Consider the following 19552-nt stretch of genomic DNA (forward strand, 5'->3'; position numbering starts at 1 on the left):
ATGGAGATGAGCAATAAGAAATTGGTAAATGTAGATATAAATCCATGTAAAATGTGCATGCCTATGGGAGGAGTAATGGCCTTTAAGGGAATAGAAAATAATATGGTAATTTTACATGGTTCTCAAGGCTGCAGCACTTATATCAGAAGACACATGGCCACCCACTATAATGAGCCTGTGGATATAGCATCATCTGCTCTTACGGAACAGGGTACTGTATATGGTGGAACTGAAAATTTGAAAAAAGGTCTTAGAAATATGATTAAAATGTATGAACCTACTACTATTGGCGTAATGACAACCTGTCTTGCAGAAACCATAGGAGAGGATACAAAGAGGATAGTAGAAGAGTTCTATAATGAAGAAAAAGATAATGAGAAAATTAAAAATATAAAGATAATAACAGCATCCACACCGGGATATGGTGCTACCCAGGCAGAAGGTTATTTTCAGGTTTTAAGAAGTATTGTTGAACAAGTGTGTGAAAAATCTGAAAATACAGGAAAATTAAATATAATATGTGCCAATTTAAATCCGGGTGATGTGAGAAATATAAAACAAATACTAGATGATTTTAAAGTAGAATATACGATTTTTCCGGATGTATCTAATACTCTTGATTCTGCTCATAATGAGAAATATAAGAGAATTCCATCTGGAGGAACTAAAATAGAAGATATTAAAAAGATGTCTGGAGCAGTAGGCACTATTGAAATGGGCATGACCATATCAGATGATAAATCTCCCGGCACATATTTAAAAGATAAATTCAAAGTGCCTCTTTACAAATGTCCCATACCAATAGGTTTTAGAAATACAAATAAATTTATTGAACTCATATCTAAAATAATGGGCACTTCCATACCAGATAAATACCTGGTTCAAAAGGGAAGATATCTTGATGCTATGGTTGATAACCATAAGTATACAGGTGAGGCAAGGATACTTTTGTACGGAGAGCCGGAACTTGTATATGCAGTGTCAAGGCTTTGCGAAGAAAATGGAATATTAATAAAAATGATAGGTATGGGATCTAAAAATGAAATGCTTAGAGAAAAGTTGAAGGAAGAATTAAAGGTTCAAAAAGAGGACTGTATTGTTTTAGATGATACTGATTTTAAAACTATGGAAGATTATGCTGAAAAGCTTAAAATAAATTTAATTATAGGAAATTCAGATGGCAGAAGAATGGCACAAAAATTGAATCTTGAAATAATAAGAATAGGGTTTCCTATCCATGATAGAGTTGGAGGACAGAGGCAGGTAATAACAGCATATAGTGGATCTGCATTTTTAATAGATTCTGTGGCAAATATTATGCTTTCACATACTCAAAGTACCTACAGGAAAAAAGCTTATAACGACTTTTATGCACCTTTTGCAAAAAAGACAGAAAAAGAAGATCTAGGGCAGATTCCTGTTGATAAGACTTGTACACATCCTTGTTTTTCAGATAATGCACATAAATTTGCAAGAATGCACATACCAATAGCTCCAAAATGTAATATAAGTTGTAATTACTGCAGCAGAAAATATGATTGTGTAAATGAAAGTAGGCCGGGAGTAACAAGTGAGATTTTAAGTCCAAAAGAAGCTCTCCAAAAGTTCAAAATTGTTAAGAGTAAAATGAAAAATTTAACTGTAGTAGGTATAGCGGGTCCTGGAGATGCCCTTGCAAATTTTGATCAGGTTAGAGAGTCACTACAGCTTATAAGAGAGTATTCTCCTGAAACTACTTTTTGCTTATCTACTAATGGACTTATGCTCCCATTCTATGCAAATGAACTGGTACAGCTTGGTGTGTCACATGTCACAGTTACAATAAATACAGTAGACAGTAAAATAGGATCAAGAATATATAAAGAAGTAAATTATTTAGGACACAAATATACTGGAGAAGAAGGAGCAAAAATACTTTTAGACAACCAACTTACAGGACTAAAATATCTGTGCTCCAAAGGTATAATATGCAAAGTGAATATAGTTATGCTCAAGGGAATAAATGATAATCACATAAAAGAAGTAGTTAAAAAAGTTAAGGAATGCGGCGTATATATGACAAATATAATGCAGATGATACCAGTTTCGGGAAGTGTATTTGAAGAGCTGCCTCTTGTTTCCAATATAGAATTAAATGAAATGAGAAAAAAATGTGAAGTGAATATGAAACAAATGTACCACTGCAGACAGTGCAGGGCAGATGCCATAGGAACACTCTCAGAAGATCGTTCTATAGATTTTAGGAATGTAGGCTGTGGAGGCTGTTTGGGCAAATGTTCTGATGATAAAAATATAGAAGAAAACAAAACTTCTGAAAATGCAGCTAAAAGTGAAAAATACAAGTTTGCAGTATCCTCTAAATCGGGCATTAATATAGACCAACATTTTGGACACGCTGCTGAATTTTATATTTATACTTATAATGATGGAACTACAAAATTTTTGGAAAAGAGGAATGTGGATAAATACTGCACAGGAGTGTATGAATGTGATGAACATGAAGACAAAATGGAAAAAACTATGAAGACCATAGGTGACTGTAATGCAGTCCTTGTACTTAGGGCAGGTATTGAACCAACAGAAAAGTTAGAAAAAAGAGGAATTAAAGTTATTGAGATGTATGATTCTATAAACAAAGGTATAGTAAAAGCTGCAAAAATATTGGGAAAGGATAAAATCCATTCGGAAATGAATGCAATTCGTAATATATAATTTGTTAAAGAACAAATAACAAAGAATAAATAACAGATAATGATAATTTTTCTTCCTGACGTACGAAGGAAATCATCATTATTTGAACTTTGATATTTGAACTTTTAACTTTAATTGTGCATTGTGAACTGTGAATTGTGAATTGAAAGGCGGGTGTATGTGTGTCCATTATATTAGGAAAAGAAAAAAAATTTATTGTAGACAGAACTTTACCTGAAGTTGTAAAAAGGATTGAGATAGTTGACCAGGATTTAGCGGGTGAATTTATAGCACTCATTAAAAATATAGGTGTGGATTTTATAGAAATTAATGGTGAAGTACTTCGCAAAATTAGAAAACTTCCTGAAAATGTAGACTACGTATATAGGGTGGGGGATCTATTAGATGTGTATGAAGTTGAACATTTAATTATAGATTACGAAAAAGCAGAAACATTAACAGAGGAATTTTTAAATAAGATAAGAAATAAAAAGATAGTACTAGAAGTAGATATTAAAGTTTTAGAGCAGCTCAATGTAGAAGATAACTGTAAAATTTTTAGTAAACTTAATATAGTAAGCATCAGGATAAAGGGCGTTGTAAAGTATAATATAGCTGGGTGGAACAGACTTATAGAAAATATAAAAAATCGGTTTTCAGTATACGTGGATTTTTGTGCAGATGATAAATTTTATATGGCAACTTCTGTAAGCATTGAATCCTGTGTTGATGGAGCGGATGTTGTAACTGCAGCTTTTAATGGACAGGTTTACGGATTTGCATCTTTAGAAGAAGTTATTTTAGGTCTAAAGGTCATAAAAAATGGGAAAGTGTGTGGAAATTTAAAATTTATGGCGCAGCTAGCAGAAGTGTATACAAAACTTACCCGCCAAAAAGTGCATCCTATGAAAGCTGTAATAGGAGAAGATATTTTTAAATATGAATCCGGTATTCATGTAGATGGTATAGAAAAAAATCCAGATACTTATGAACCCTATAATCCTTATGATATTGGAAAGAAGAGAATCATGTATATAGGAAAACATTCCGGAAAAAAAGCAGTGATGATAAAACTAAAGGAACTTAATATAAACTATCAGGAGGTAGATATTGGAGAATTTTTGGAAGAGATAAGGAAAAACAGTATTAAACTTAAGAGAAACATTTTTGATAAGGAACTGATTGCAATGTTTAATGATTTTAAAAATATTCAGTAACTATTCACTATTAATTATTAATTCTTAACTAAAAGAGGAGGTGCTTCATATGGATGTTAATATTGTAGATACTACTTTAAGAGATGGCGAACAGAAAGCAGGCATAGCCCTTGGAATAAATGAAAAAGTTAAAATTGCTAAAATTTTAGATGATATAGGTATTTATCAGATAGAAGCAGGTTCGGCAGCTATGGGTGGAGAGGAAAAAGCAAGTATTGAAAAAATTGCAGCGTTGGGGTTGAAAAGTAAAATATCATCCTGGAACAGGGCAAATATTAAAGATATAGATGCTTCCATAGATTGTGGTGTAGATATAGTTCATATATCTATTCCCACATCTGATTTACAGATTAAATCCAAACTTGGAAAAGATAAAGCTTGGGTTTTAGAACGTATAAAAAAATGTACAACCTATGCTTTAGAAAAAGGGTATGAAGTAACCGTAGGTATGGAGGATGCCACAAGGTCTGATATAAATTTTTTAATTGAATTTTGCACAGTTGTTTCTGAAATTGGGATCAAAAGGATAAGATATTCTGATACTGTAGGCATATCTTATCCAAGGAAAGTTTTTTATAGTATAAAAAAATTACTTCAGGAAGTACCTATAGAAATGGAAATTCATGCTCATAATGATTTTGGAATGGCACTAGCAAATTCTCTTGCAGCTGTGGAAGCAGGAGCTAAGTTTGCAAACTGTACAATTTCAGGCGTAGGAGAAAGGGCAGGTAACTGTGACTTTATCAGGTTTGCCCAAACCCTAGATATGTTTGAAGGCGAAAAAGTATGTCCTTTAAATATTGAACAAATACTTAGGAAATACTTAGGTGCCTGTCACTATAGTGGGACATTTAAATTCCCATTCGGTGCCTGTCACCATAGTGGGATGTTTTTGCCCCCATTTGGTGCCTGTCACCAAATAATGCAATTGCAGTAAAATAACTTCAATTCGTAATTTGGGCGTAGCCCTTTGATTTTGCTATACTAAAGCCAAGGTTGGATCAAGAAGTTTCCTAACTTCTGCGGAGCAGCCAGCATATAATTGAATAAATTCAATAAAAGAAAATACACCAAAATATTGGCCAGAATATATTATAACGGACTTTTGCTTATCTTCTTTATAGTTCTTAAGAACTACTGGGAGGGACTTGCCTGAAAATTTTCGCCCCTCCTCCATATTTTTAAATAACTGAAAATACATATAACCGATAAGTGTCATTACTATATGGAAAGTTATAAAATTATATTTTGTACTCTTAAAATTTTCTAACTTCCAAATGTCCTTTATCTGACGATAGTCTTCTTCTATTTCTGGTCTTAACTCATAAGTATTTATTATTTGCTTTGCAGTTTTAGTTGTGTCTGTAGTTAGAAACACATAATATTCATTATCTTTTTTGTCATGAACAACACAAGCACACAAATCGACATCATTATTAGGTTCATCACTTTGCCACATCATACCTAAATCTTTAACCAGGTGTATTTCTTGAGTTTTTCGTTTTTTGTTAGGATGTTTCTGCCATTTATCTTCGGAGACAGCTATTTTTACAGCTTCTTCGTATATTGTCATGCTATTTTTTGCTGGGATATATGTATCTACACCTTTTTTAAACTTTAACGAATTTATAACATCACGTGAAATAAATCCTCTGTCATTTATGAGAATATCACCATTTTTTAAACATTTACTGTTTAAAATCATATCTCTACAAAGTTCTAAATCATGAGGCTTTATAGAATCAAGAACTATTTCTTCAATGATACCGGAATCATCCATTAGTCCCCTTAGAGTTCCAAGTTTATATCCACGTACAGATTCTCCATCAATTTTTATAACTTCTGAATTTTCATAATTTGCATTATTTAAATTCACTTTTATTTTAGTACAATCAAGAATATGTATGGATGGAGATATATCAAGAGATGGAAATACAACATTTTGAATGTAATGATTGTAAGATTTTATGAGTTCATTTTTTTCGGTAGTGCCATATTGAGTAATTAGATTTCTCATAACGCCTTCGGCGAATAAACCTTCTTCAAGGTTTCTATCTGTATCCCATATGTTCCAACCAATCTCTGATAACAATTCTGCATCAGTTACAGCAAAAGCAACATCAGTCAAGCTTGTTTTAAGCTTCATCTTAGCTGTAATTGCTAGCGCAATAAGTATGTCAAAAGGCATATGTTTATTTTGTTTTCTCTTATCTTTAAAGCTTTCAGATAACTTGTTTATAAGTCCTATATTTTTCATTTTCAATATTATTGTATCTATAAGGTTAGGAAAACTTACATCGGCAGCATCAATTTTTCCGGATTTTATAGCTTTTAATACTTCGTTTTTATCATTTTGGCTTAATTGTAACATATAAAATAGCTCCTTTGATCTTGTTATTTTCTATTATATAATTCTACAAAGGGTTTTAAAAATCATTTTTTAAGTAAATATTATATCATCTATTTTTAAATATTTTCAAATTACGAATTGAAGTAAAATAAATAAATCCTATCATTAAAGCAAAAATGTATGGTACAATATTCATATATTGCTAAATAAGGTAGGAGGTAATAAGTATATGAAAAGAAATGCTATAAAGGCAATAAGCACCACGGCTGTACTATCGCTGCTGCTTTCACCGGCACTTCCTGTTACTTCTGCTAAAGCGGCAGCAGGAGAAGTAACAAAATTGTCTGGGGCAGATTGTTATGAAACAGCAGCTGTAGTTGCCACACAAAATTGGACAAGTACTGACAATGTAATATTAGCTTCAGGTGGAGGATATGCAGATGCCATAAGCTCTGCAGTACTTGCAAAACAATTGAATGCACCTGTGCTTTTAACTGAGGCAGGATCACTTAATTCCAATGTAAAGTCTGCACTGGATAAGTTAAAACCAAAGAATATATATATAATAGGTGGAACGGCTTCAATATGCCAGAAAACAAGAGATGAATTAAAAAGTGAAAATTACAATTTAATTGAATTAGGTGGAAAAAATAGATATGATACTAATATTGAGGTAGCCAAGCAGCTTGTAAAACTTGGAATGAGTGCAGATAATGTAATGATGGTAGGTGGAGAAGGATTTCCAGATGCTCTATCTGCTGCGCCTGTAGCAGCTGCTAAAGGTGAGATACTACTACTTGGAGTAAATAGTACTCAGGCTATGAGCCCTGTAACAGATTTTATAAAAAGTAACAATTCTAAAGTTACTGTTGTGGGAACGCAAACTTTGATAAATGATTCTACATATAAAAGTATAGGTGCTGTAAACAGGATATCTGGAGGATCAGATAGATTTGCCACTAACTTGAATATATTGAATCAATTTGACGGTGAACTTAAATCAGATAAAATTTATATAGCAAATGCTTCTGGTGATAAGTATGCAGATGCATTAATTGCAGCCTCTGTAGCTGGAATTAATGATGCGCCTCTTGTACTCGTTGCTGGACAGGATGACAATGGTACTGCAAATGCAATGAATTATATTAAAAATAAAGCAGGAAAAACTACGGATTTAAACCTTGTAGAAGAAAATGGAACGGTTTCTGACAAAACTATATCAGATATAAATGCAGCAGCTTCAGGTAGTGGAGTTGAAAGTGCCACAGTAGGTTCTGTAACTACAAATGGACTTAATCAGGTAAAGGTTGTATTTAATACAGATGTGGACAAGGATTCTGCAGAGAGGGCAGCAAATTATGAAATTGATGGAGATCACCTTGGATATACTGCACAGACTCAAGCTACAGCAACACTTCAAGAAGACAATAGAACGGTTTTGATTACATTTTCCCATCCTTTTAATTTAAGTAAAAGTGTAACTTTTACTGTTAAAAGTGCTGTAAATACAAAAAATTTAGGAGTTACTATACCAAAATATGATAAGCAAATTACTTTTTCATCTGTAGGTACTCCAACTCTTGACTCTATAACGCCTATAGGTGGAAATAAATTGAGAGTAAAATTTTCAGAGCCAATTAGAATGGACAGCAGCAACCTATCTTCTTTTAAAATAAATAGACAGAGTATAACTGCTTTTGGAATAAACACTTCTGATTCTTCTACTAAATTTAGAGATAAATCATTAGATGGAATATGGGCAGATGGTGTAGATTTATATTTTAATTCTCCACTTCCAATAGGTAAAAATACCTTTACTGTACCAAATGGAGAAGCTGGTGGTAAATTTAGCAATGCGGCTAACATACCAATTAGCAGTACGTCAGAAGATTTTACTGTAAATTCTGTATCTGGAAACCCACAAGTTCAAAGTGTCACAAGTAACAATGTAGATACTATCTATGTAAAGTATAATAGGCCTATGGATGAGCAGACAGCTCTTGAACCATCTAATTACAAAATAAATGGAACTACGGTGAATGTAGATGATTCTTACGTAACTTTTGATACGGGTTCTGGTGACACTGTAGTAAAAATCACAAAAATTGGAGATTTGCTTAAATCTGGAGAAAATACAATTACTGCAAAGGGAAATGTTATAGATACCTTTGGAAACTATATAAATGAATCCAATATGAACCTTTATGTAGGAGGGGATACAACTAAACCTGCAGTAACTACAGCTAGTATTTTGGATGAAGAAACAATGAGAATCAAGTTTAACAAAGATGTTTCCACAAGTTATGCTGAAAATAAGGGAAATTATACTATACTTGATTCTACAGGTACAAATATAACTTATAAAATTGATTATATAAATTCTATAACTGTAGATGGAAATAGTAAAAGGACTTTTGACATAAAGTTTAAGGATAATGATCTTAAAGGTTCAAAATATACTTTAACTGTAAAAAACATAATTGATACAGAGTCAGCTCCTAATATAATGGATAATTATACTACTACATTATCTGGAATGGACAATGAAGGTACAAATGTAACAGAGATATTGAGAAGGGTAGATAATCCTCATGCTGTTGCAATATTTTTCAGCAAGTCTATGGATCAATCTTCTTTAGAGAATTCAGCTAATTATATGTTTAAAGATGGCCAGGGAAATACAAGAAGTTTACCATCTAGTGCTATGGTTACTTCAAGCATTGATGGCAAAAGTGTAACTATAGAATTTAATTCTGGCTATACTATAGGCTCAGGAAGCAGCGGCTCCAGTGTAATTAAGATGGGAGTAAAAAATCTTAAGGATGTAGATGGAAATCCACTGGATATTGGATCATATATGGGAGATATAACTATAGATGATAATAATGATGGACCAGGACTTGTAGCAGGTACTGCACAGATGACTTTCATAAATAAGAATATATATGTAAAAGTATCACTTTCAAAACCGCTAGATGTATTATCTTTAAATGATTTTCGAGTAGCAGGTTATGCACCGGATACAGGGTCTACAAGTGGAAATGATGTGACACTTGTATTTCAATCAGGAATTAAAAATAATCAAAAAATAAATGCTATAAAAAATGCAGGCAGTATGACTAATGTAAGCATAGAAAATACAAGTTCTGTAGATGCAGCAGGACGTAATATAAAGTCTGGTTCTACTGTAGTGTATATTCCGCCTTTGACTAATCAGGATATGTGGTCTGCTAGTCCTAATTCTAGTATGAATGTTATAAATGTGGCATTTAATCAGGACATTGATGATGATATTGTTACTTCTTATAATGATGATTTCTTATTTACAGATGAAGAAACTGGACAGCAATTAACGCCTACATCAGTTTGGGTTAATAGCAGGACAGTTGTTTATAGATTCAACAATAGCACATTCAACAAAGGTGATCGCATTCTAGTACGTGCCAATAGTGATAGTTCTAAGATAAATATAAGAAGTGAAAATCACAATACTTCAGGATATACAATATATTCTCCATCTGATGATGATATTTCAGGTAAGGTTATAACGGTAGGAGAATAAACAGAGAGGCTGTTGCATTAGCGATTTTTCAAATCACTGTAAACAGCCTTTTTCTTCTATTATAATAACAGTTTTTGAATTAAAATTTTTATTATATGAATTTTTGCCTGTCACCACAGGGATGTTTTTGCCCCAATTCGGTGCCTGTCACTATAGTGGGACATTTAAATTCCCATTTGGTGCCTGTCACCATAGTGGGATACTTTTGCCCCCATTCGGTGCCTGTCACCAAATAATGAAATAATGTAATTGCAGTAAAATAAAAAAGAGGGGAAACCCCTCTTTTTTATTATTGCTGCCCATAACTTGTTAAAGCATTTCCAAGTCTTGTCTGTAAATCATCTATTCCCTTATTACCATTTTCAATATTGGAGATACTATTTCCATCAGTACCCATATTTTCAAGTGCGTTAGTAGATTCTTCTAATTTATCTATATCCATATTGTCCAGTGCATCTTTCATTTCAGTAAATATGTCAAGACAAGTAGTTGTATATTTCATAGTTATGTCTACGTAATTAATTTGTGTATTTATATTATTTAGGTACTGGCTATTGTAAGTTTCTAACCCACTAGGTACTGAAAGGTTTGAAACGTTATTTTTAAGTGTTGTGAGATCATTTTTGTAAGAGGATAAATAAGAATTACCCTGGTTGAACAAAGTAATTAATTGTTCTATATCTGTTGATAAATCCTGTGCTGTTGATGCAGAGGTAATAGCTACTCTTATATCAGTTGTTTTATTATATATATCCTCCATCTGTGTTGAAACAGTGCTTGTCTTATCTTCATAGGAATCACAGTAGCCTTTTAAAGCAGTTATATAGTCTATTTCAGTTTTAGGTATTGATGAAGTAGGCTCTAGCAAGTATTCTACTGATAAATCTATAGAGTTAAGTCCACCTAAAAGGAATACATCATTATAGCCCTTTTCATCTATATAACTTTTTTGTTTTGATATGTCCCTACCATCTGTCAGCATTATAGGTGCACTTAATTTAGAAGCTAATGCGCTTCCAGATAGTGCATCCGGGAAGTTTGCACCATTTGCCAATACGGCTGAATTTGAATTTGAATTAAAGTATTTACATATATTTAATGATGTATCGTATCTAGTCTCTCCACCTATTCTTACTATGTTACTATCCGTTAAGGATGGCTGAAGATTTTTTACTTCATTTACTACACTGTCACTTACAGAACTTTGTCCACCTATTACAAATATTTTGGATGGCTGTATGCTGGAGATAATATCTTTATTGCTTTCAGAAAGTTTACCATTATCTATCATAAATATAGGGTATTTGTAACATGAAGCTACACTTGATACGCTGAGAGCATCTGCAAATCCCCAACCATTTGTAATAACTAAAGGAGTACCTTTTTGAACATTCATGGAATTAATGATAGATTTGTTGGTTTCAAATCTGTTGCTGCCGCCAAATCGTGTTACATTTCCATAGCCAAGTCCTTTTATGTAGCTTACAAAATCATCACTTACTGAAGAAGTACCTCCTAAAATGTAGATATTTCCGCTCTTACTTAAATGGTTTTGTATGTAATCTACTGCATTTGAAGAATTTTTAAAGTCATCATTTAATAAAAGTATTGGCGCATTGTATATTTTTGACAGTACGCTTCCACCTAGAGCATCAGGAAAGTCCTTTCCACTGGCTATTATTACACTTTGAACTGTTCCGTTTTCAAAGTTATCTGCAATTTTTTCAGAAGTTTCATATCTGTTGTTCCCTGCAAGTCGTGTTACATTATACGTAGTTTTAGCATAGGTAATATTTGACATACCCAATACTATAGCCGCTGCTGCAGCTATTCCTAGTATTTTCTTCACTATCCTTCCATCTCCCTTTAAAGTATATATACTTAATTCTAGCATAAAGCTACAAAAAAACCTATAAGAAAAATTTAACTTACTTAATCATATTGAGAAAATTAGAAAGAAAATACTTATATATTTAACTTTTATACATAATAAATTAAAGAATTGTTTTCGATTAAACTCGTAGTCTGTATCCAGCACCTCATACAGTTTGAATGTATTGAGGATTGGAAGGAGAAGACTCTATTTTTTCTCTTATTCGTCCTATATGTACAGTAACAGTGGAAGTATCACCTATTGCATCTAATCCCCAAATTTTTTCAAATAAATCTTCTTTACTAAAAACTCTATTAGGGTTTTGAGCCAGGTATGATAGTATTTCAAATTCTTTTTGAGCTAAATTTACTTCTTTGCCATTTACAAAAACTTGTCTACAATTTTGATTTATTTCCAAACCTCTTATAATAATATTATTTTTTGAAGGCTTAACAAATTTACCTTTTATTTTTTCATAATTTTTAATGTGGGATTTGACTCTTGCAACTAGTTCACTTGGGCTAAAGGGCTTAGTTATATAATCGTCGGCACCGAGAGTTAATCCTTTTATTTTATCAATTTCTTCTTTTTTTGCAGAAACTAGTAGTACGGGAATCTCTTTTTCTTCCTGTATACTATGTAAAATACTAAAACCGTCTATTTGAGGAAGCATTATATCTAAAATTAACAGATCAAATTTATTTTCTTTAAAATTATTTAAACCTTCTATTCCATTAGTACATATTACAACTTCAAAGTTTTCAAGTTCCAAATAATCTCTTATGAGTTCAGCAAGGCTTACATCATCTTCAATTATTAAAATTTTTTTCATAACAAGCCATCTACCTCTCATGTAATTTTGGTAAAGATATAGTTATGCTTGTACCATTATTTTTTTCACTTGCAGCCCATATCTTGCCATTATGTCCTTCAACAATTTGCTTTGCAATTGCAAGACCGAGACCACTTCCTTTGGTTTCTGTTCTTGCAGAATCTGCCCTATAAAATCTGTCAAATATTTTATCTATATCATTTTGGTTTATTCCAGAGCCATTATCTTTTATTTCAATTAGTATACTTGCGTTATTTTCTCTGAGGGAGATTAATATATTGCCATTTTTAGTATCACCCATATACTTTTTAGAATTATTGATAATATGTTGTGATTTAGAATAAATTGTTTTTAAATAATGTTCAAGTTTCTCCGGAGTATTTGCAACTCCATCTAAAATACCCTCAACATATCCTTTTATGGATGTAATTGGAGTTTTTAAGTCATGTGATATACTTGATACCAATATTTTTCTATCTTCATCGTACTTCATCTTCATATGTATGGAATTTTTTAGTTGTATCCTCATTTTTTCAAAGTCGGAACATAAATCCTTTATTTCACTGTCACCGTCTTCTACGATTTCAAAGCATAAGTCACCATGACTTATTTCTGAGGTTGCTTTTTTTAAACTTTCTATTGGAGAAAGTATTCTTCTTGAAAATAAGTAGGAAACAATTATATTTGTTATTATACAAGAAAATATAAAAATGCTTACTATAGTTATAATAAAAATTTTAAGTACATTGCTGTCATTTCCAAGTGGAACCACAAGTATTGTTTTAGTTGAAGAATCGTCATAATTAAGTGGGATTATATGAAAAATATATTGATTACCATCAATTGAAATTGTTTCACGATTATTTTCTTGAAAAAATTTTTGAATGTCTATTTTATTTATATCCATAGAGTTAAAGATTACGTTGTTATCATAATCCATAGCTTGTACCAATCAAATAAGCTTATAAAGAACAAAGATGAATACTGAAAAAATATAATGCTTAAAAATTTGAATAACATAAAAATTAAAATGGATAAAAAGAATACACTTATGCCACTTTTAAAAATATTTGATAAAAATATGACCATCAATGCACAAACGATCATTGGAAATATTGTAACAGTATAAGAGAGAATTATTCTAAATATACTTAATAAAGTTACCGTATTTGAATTAAAAATCAAACCTGCTGTAATTGAAAAAATCATTACAAAAAAAAGATTTGATAATATAAATACAGTTATTGAAATTAATTTTGCAGTAAATAATTTCAATCTTGTAATTGGCATTGTAAGTGAAATTTTCATTGTGTTATGTGAAAATTCTCCCGAAAAACTATCTATTGTAACTAGAGCGGTAAATAGTGGTAGAACAATATTTGACATAAGGGATAAAACTAATATTGGAAATTCTGTGTTTGAAACCCCTCTAAGTCCAAATCCATTTCTCATTGCAATAATTACTATTTGACCCAATATAATAATTATAAATGATATTATTGCAGATAGAAGCATTTTTTTCTTTTTATACAATTTTTCAATTTCATTTATCAAAGCAGCTTTAAATTCTATCATTCTTATTTACTTCGCTGACAAAATAGTTTTCAAGTGAAGAATAATTTTTTAAAATATTTTTAGTAGTATCAACATTAATTAAAGTGCCATTATATAATAAGCCTATCTTAGTACAGGTCATTTCAATATCATGTATTAGATGACTTGATATGAAAAATGTAGTTTGCTCTTTTTGAGCCATATTTTTTATAATATTTCTTGTATCAATCATGCCTTCTATATCCAGTCCATTTAAAGGTTCATCTAAAATAATTATTTTGGGCTTTGACAAAATTGCAGAAGCAATTCCAAGTCTTTGTTTCATTCCAAGAGAAAACTTTTTAGTTTTTTCATCTTTATATTTTGAAAGACCCAGTAAATTCAAAACTTCATTAATTCTTGAATCATTTACATCTTTATAATATCTTGAAGTTTGTTTTAAATTTTCAAATGCAGTTAGATATCCATAGGATTGGGCAGTTTCTATAATGCAGGTTACATTTTTTATTGCATTTTCAAAATCATCTAAAATACTATGGTTAAAAATTTTTACATCACCGCTGTCCGGTTTCACAAGACCTGTCATAATTTTCATAGTAGTTGATTTGCCAGCTCCATTAGGTCCTAAAAATCCAAAAATATCACCTTTATTTATTTTTAAATTTAAATGATTTATACCTCTATTATTTTTATATAATTTCCTCAAATTATTTATCTCAATTACTGTTTCCAAAGGGCAATCCCTCCTCGTTGGATGCTTTATCAAATTTTAACTTACATTTGGAAACATACTGACAATGAGTTTTGTCAGCACATATTCCAAATTTTATATTAAAAATTCACTTAATCAATTGAGTATCTTATTAAATGAAGAATCAGTATCAAATTCTGGTTCATTATCTATATTAAAATTTATATTTGCAGATGTTGGGGAAATATATATGTTTCCCTTAATGTTATTTCCGTAAGATGTAGTAGTACTAAAATCTGCGGAAGTACTTTGATCCTGAAAATTACCTTTAAAGTTGAATGATTTTGTGTTTGAAGAGTAATTTTCATATCCTTTTAAAAATGTTTCATAATATTTTCCTTCTACATGTTTACTATCTATTTTGTTGATTTCTATAAATCGTTCACCTATTTTTTGAAATTTATCCTCTTTTTTTATTGTGATGTCCGTTTCGTATTGATCCATTCTTATCTGTAGTAATTTCAGCAGAGGCATTCTTAACAAATACGTCTTTTGAAATTTGTGGAAGTTTTACAGAAGACGAATCTGATTGTGAATGTTGTTTGTTAATATTAGTAATATCTTCTTTCAATTTAAAAGATATTAATGCATTTATAAGTGATGGTATTTGGTTCTCGTTTAAAGAAGTAAGTAGTTTTTTACTTCCATCAGGTTTTTCGGTTACAGATATAGAATCCTTTAAATTACCAATAGCAGCATCTACTATTTTTTCAATATCAGATGTTCTGTTTTCTTTAAAAGGATCTGAAAGAATTGAATCATCTGCTTTAGTTTTATCGGTTATGTTGGTTACATAATACATATTACCATTTAAAGTATTATTATTTATAATAGTATTTTTATCCTTATAGTATAGTTCGTTTGATACAGTAGTACCATTATTTGTCTTGCTTGTATTTTCTACAGATTTGTTAGACAAGTTATATTTATTTAACATATTTTTAGAATATATAATCGAACCATTATCTTTCACTAAAAATGAAGAATCAACAGTAAAGCTTGAAAATTTACTAGTGCAGTTTTGAGCAGTATATTTAAGGGAATCTTTAAGTATATCATATCCACTTTTTGAATTTACTTCTGCAAAGGCTGTACTGGCAAACATGAGTATTCCAATAGTAAAACTTATAAGCATTGCTGCCTTTTTATTTATTTTCATTTTGTATTGCTCCTTTATGATTAGGCATTTTCAAAGAAATAACCAGTCAGTATGCTAGCCTATTTTTTACCATACTGCGTCGGTAGAACCCTTAGATAGGATTCACTATCTGCGGAACCTACCTCCTTGTCTGATAAAAAATATCCGTCGCATCTTTGACTTGTTATTTTCTTTCAAATGCCTTATTTATGAAAGACTTTCATAGTTTAATTATAAAAGGAGTATGTCTAATTTGTATAAATTAGATATAAACAAAGTATAAACTTATCAATGAATCTTACTTAGTAGGAGTTTGTTGCTCCCACTAAGTTTAGATGAATTATCTAGGGGCGTAGCTACTGTTATCTCCCACTTTGATAGAAGTGGGAGTGTTACAGTAGGTAGTCATCAGATACAATTTTAAACAAAATTGTAGGTTAACTTTACCATGGAAATATAAATATAATTGTGATAGAATTAGTTATCATTGAAACATTATATTTTGGAAGAAAATAATTTAATATATGGAAGGAGGAAGAAATGAATAAAATTAAGATATTAGCTTTTACAGCTGCACTAACACTTTGTACAAGCACTGCAGTTTTTGCAGATGGAAATACATTAGATATAGATAGCTTTATTAATACTGCTATTCAAAATTCTTATGATGTTAAAAGTGCAGATATTTCGATAAAACAGGCCCAAAACTCCTATAATAGTGATACAAAAAATGCAGCTTCTTATTCTGATCAATTGGATCAGGGTGGAGCGACATTAAATCAATATACTAGATTACAGTTGATGGAGAATATCAGCGACAGCCAGCAGCAGGACAAGTTTTCTGAATATAAATATACTCAAATAAAAACTGTAGCTGAAAATCAGGTAAAGTTATCCGCTTATAATCAATATACAACCATTATGAATGACAAGGATACAGTGGATTTGGAAAATCAAAAATTTAAAAATGCCGGGGAACAGTATGATAGTGCTAAACTTAAACTGAGCCTTGGAACTATATCTCCTTCAGATGAAAAAAAGGCTGAAGCAGATTATATATCGGAAAAAAATCAACTCAGAAAATGTCAGAGACAGTATAATTCAGATATTCAGAGTTTAAATAAAATTGCAGGAATTGATATATATACACAATATGGTACTCTTCTTAAAGACAAGCTTACAGAATCACCTTACATAAGAAGTTACAGTGATTATTTAAATGATGCCCTTAAAAATAGAGCAGAAATTTTAATTGGACAAAAAAATATAGAACTTCAAAAATTTAAATATGATGTTGTAAATGGGGTTTTCTCTGATAAGCAAAGTGTTCCAAATAGACTTGCCCAGGCTAATGTAGACAATGCTTCGGATAGCTTGGAGATTCAAAAATTGAATATAACTTCGGAGATTAACGGATTGTATAATGATCTTCAAGTTAAAACTAGAATACTTGGATCGAAAAAGGATGCCTTGAATTTAGTGCAGACCAATTATAATACCGCCCGAATAAAGTATAATGTGGGGGTACTTAGTAGGATAGATTTTGATACTCAGGCTGCTAATTTAAAGAGTGCACAAAATGATTTGAAGTCTGCAGAGAGAAGTATATGGATGGCACAGACTAAGTTGGAATTAGCTTGTGGAGCAGGAAGTGATACTTCAAAGCTCTCTAATTAATTAGAGGTTTTCATATTGAAGGGAGGAAAAAAATGAAAAATAAACTAAGTATAGCAATTGGATTAACATTAGCTTTAAGTGCAAGTAGTACATGTTTTGCAGCAAATAATAGTACTATAACACCTGTAAATAGCATTACTGGTAATGCAACTTTGAGTTTAGATCAGGTGCTTAATGACATAGAAAAAAATAGCGTATCTATTCAAACTAAAGGACAAAAGATACTTTTATATCAGAGGCAATTTGACAGGGACAATATGAATGCAGCTCTTATAAACGATAGTGGAACAAGTGAGGCCAGTTATCCAGCTGGACAATATGTAAATATAAAGCTTGTTACAGATGTAATTCCAAAGGCAGATGAACAGAACATAAAAGATGCAAAACATGATAAGGATGATTCACTGCAGAATCTTAAATTTTCTACAGAGCAGCAATATCTAAGTGCTCTTACTAATCAAGACCAAATAAATACAATTAATGATCAGATAAAAAATGTTGAGGAACAAATTGCCCAGACCAAGGTAAAAATAGCAAATGGGCAACTTACAAATAATGACTTGCAATCTTTACTAGTTCAAGAAAGTCAGCTTCAGGCTTCTTTAAACCAGCCCAAAGCGCAGCTTCAACAAAATTTATTATCTATTAAGCAGACTATAAATATGGATCTTGATGGGGATTTGACTCTGGTTCCAGCGGAAAAGTCTTTTGTAAAATATGATGACAGCAATATAGAAGATAAGATTAATAAGGCTGTGGATAATAATTATAATATAGGGAAGATAAATAACAATCTGGATATATTGAGAATAAAGGAAGGTATATATAAGAAGTATTCTTATAATGATGCGTCAGGTGAGGTAAGCACAGGACTGAGTATTGAGGATCTTGAAAATAGCCGTACCAATACTATATTAACTATTAAAACTAATTTATGGAATGGCTACTATGGATTAAAAGGTTTAGAGGACACTGTAGAAACTGAACAAGCAAAAGTAGCAAGTGCTCAGTCAACTTACGATACTGTAGAAGCAAAAGTTCAGCAGGGAGTTGCCATACAGCTTCAAGCAGATTCTGCAGCTCTTGCACTTAAAAGTGAAAAAATTAATTTAAAAAATGCCATAAACAATTATATGGTGACAGTAGAGCAATTTGAATATAACTTAACACAGTAATTTTATAAAATAAGACTATGCTGAGGGTACTTAGCATAGTTTTATTTTTGCAGAAAATTAAATTTTTATTAAAATAAATAGAAATACTATAAAATTGAATCATATATGATAAAATGAGATTTGAAATAATTATATGGAGAGTGATAATGTGAAATACAATTTTAAAAAATTAGGAATACTTGCCTTGATATTAACACTGCTTATATCTCTATCGGGATGTTCCTTTGGAAAACAATCTTCCCAAAATGATGCTGCAAAAAGTACGACAGAAAAGCAGAAGGAGACAGCAAAGCAGAAAGAAGCAGCTAAGATAACAACAGACACTGATAAAACAGCCCAGCTTAAAAAGGAAAAGTCTATATTTAATGGCCAAGTATATGTACAAAATAACAAAGCCATAGCTACAATGGTAATTAAAAGTGGAGTTAGTGACAAAGAAGCTAAAGATCTTGCACAGAAGTATGCACAGGATTTAAAGAAAAAATATAAAAACATGGAAGTTAGAGTTATGGCTGTAAGAGACAACAAAAATATAGTTAATTTGACTGTAAAGTAATGGAGTACATTATAATGCAATATAATATAATGTAATATAAGGTTTTTAACTTAATATAAAAAAGTTGCGAATCAATATTTCTAATTAATAGTTAAGAATGAAGAATTAATAGTTAATGTGGATTTTTTTCCGTTACACTACAAAAAATCTTTGATTAAGATTTTCATCACCCGTTT

General features: G+C 31.2%; 15 protein-coding genes. 7 read left to right on the forward strand and 8 right to left on the reverse strand.

The genetic code is table 11. The features are described from left to right. Window positions 1-6: 6 nt before the first annotated feature. The 3 genes from nifB (at window position 7) to B5S50_RS13515 (ending at window position 4845) form a co-directional block, all read left to right on the forward strand. Window positions 7-2712, forward strand: coding sequence for a nitrogenase cofactor biosynthesis protein NifB (nifB, locus tag B5S50_RS13505; RefSeq protein ID WP_217302077.1), 2706 nt, complete (start codon window positions 7-9; stop codon window positions 2710-2712). Window positions 2713-2873: 161 nt separating this feature from the next. Then, window positions 2874-3908, forward strand: a complete 1035-nt coding sequence (locus B5S50_RS13510) for a homocitrate synthase (RefSeq protein ID WP_217302078.1) — start codon at window positions 2874-2876, stop codon at window positions 3906-3908. Between the two features lie 49 nt (window positions 3909-3957). After that, a complete protein-coding gene (locus B5S50_RS13515) occupies window positions 3958-4845 on the forward strand; it encodes a homocitrate synthase (protein ID WP_217302079.1) in 888 nt (295 codons plus the stop codon). Between the two features lie 42 nt (window positions 4846-4887). Here B5S50_RS13515 and B5S50_RS13520 read toward each other — a convergent pair whose 3' ends face one another. Then, complete coding sequence (locus B5S50_RS13520) at window positions 4888-6279, reverse strand: transposase (protein WP_217302080.1); 1392 nt, start codon at window positions 6277-6279, stop codon at window positions 4888-4890. A gap of 208 nt (window positions 6280-6487) precedes the next feature. On the opposite strand from B5S50_RS13520, the gene B5S50_RS13525 reads away from it, so the two are divergent. Beyond that, window positions 6488-9820: a cell wall-binding repeat-containing protein gene (locus B5S50_RS13525; RefSeq protein ID WP_217302081.1), complete on the forward strand. Its 3333-nt coding sequence runs from the start codon at window positions 6488-6490 to the stop codon at window positions 9818-9820. A gap of 289 nt (window positions 9821-10109) precedes the next feature. On the opposite strand, the gene B5S50_RS13530 is transcribed toward B5S50_RS13525, so the two are convergent. The 7 genes from B5S50_RS13530 to B5S50_RS13560 all read right to left on the reverse strand — a co-directional run bounded on the left by B5S50_RS13530 (window position 10110) and on the right by B5S50_RS13560 (window position 15989). Continuing rightward, window positions 10110-11669: a cell wall-binding repeat-containing protein gene (locus B5S50_RS13530; RefSeq protein WP_217302083.1), complete on the reverse strand. Its 1560-nt coding sequence runs from the start codon at window positions 11667-11669 to the stop codon at window positions 10110-10112. Window positions 11670-11859: 190 nt separating this feature from the next. Next, entirely contained in the window at window positions 11860-12525 is a 666-nt protein-coding gene (locus tag B5S50_RS13535; RefSeq protein WP_217302084.1) for a response regulator transcription factor, read from the reverse strand. Window positions 12526-12535: 10 nt separating this feature from the next. After that, on the reverse strand, window positions 12536-13465 hold the full coding sequence (locus B5S50_RS13540; RefSeq protein ID WP_217302085.1) for a cell wall metabolism sensor histidine kinase WalK: 930 nt from the start codon (window positions 13463-13465) through the stop codon (window positions 12536-12538). Next, on the reverse strand, window positions 13444-14100 hold the full coding sequence (locus tag B5S50_RS13545) for an ABC transporter permease (RefSeq protein WP_243121157.1): 657 nt from the start codon (window positions 14098-14100) through the stop codon (window positions 13444-13446). The genes B5S50_RS13540 and B5S50_RS13545 overlap by 22 nt, the downstream gene beginning before the upstream one ends. Beyond that, a complete protein-coding gene (locus B5S50_RS13550) occupies window positions 14087-14812 on the reverse strand; it encodes an ABC transporter ATP-binding protein (RefSeq protein ID WP_217302086.1) in 726 nt (241 codons plus the stop codon). The genes B5S50_RS13545 and B5S50_RS13550 overlap by 14 nt, the downstream gene beginning before the upstream one ends. Before the next feature lie 114 nt (window positions 14813-14926). Beyond that, the gene (locus tag B5S50_RS13555) at window positions 14927-15274 is read right to left on the reverse strand and encodes a hypothetical protein (RefSeq protein WP_217302087.1); all 348 of its coding nucleotides are present in this window, start codon (window positions 15272-15274) and stop codon (window positions 14927-14929) included. Next, entirely contained in the window at window positions 15231-15989 is a 759-nt protein-coding gene (locus tag B5S50_RS13560; protein WP_122060233.1) for a hypothetical protein, read from the reverse strand. Before B5S50_RS13560 ends, B5S50_RS13555 begins: the two co-directional genes overlap by 44 nt. Window positions 15990-16508: 519 nt before the next feature. On the opposite strand from B5S50_RS13560, the gene B5S50_RS13565 reads away from it, so the two are divergent. The 3 genes from B5S50_RS13565 to B5S50_RS13575 all read left to right on the forward strand — a co-directional run bounded on the left by B5S50_RS13565 (window position 16509) and on the right by B5S50_RS13575 (window position 19376). Next, window positions 16509-17645, forward strand: a complete 1137-nt coding sequence (locus tag B5S50_RS13565; RefSeq protein WP_217302088.1) for a TolC family protein — start codon at window positions 16509-16511, stop codon at window positions 17643-17645. Between the two features lie 32 nt (window positions 17646-17677). Beyond that, a complete protein-coding gene (locus B5S50_RS13570) occupies window positions 17678-18820 on the forward strand; it encodes a TolC family protein (protein WP_217302090.1) in 1143 nt (380 codons plus the stop codon). 148 nt (window positions 18821-18968) lie between these two features. Further along, entirely contained in the window at window positions 18969-19376 is a 408-nt protein-coding gene (locus B5S50_RS13575; protein ID WP_217302091.1) for a hypothetical protein, read from the forward strand. Window positions 19377-19552: the final 176 nt, after the last annotated feature.

It is taken from the genome of Clostridium sp. 001 (genome assembly GCF_019056555.1).
GTDB lineage: Bacteria > Bacillota > Clostridia > Clostridiales > Clostridiaceae > Clostridium_B > Clostridium_B ragsdalei.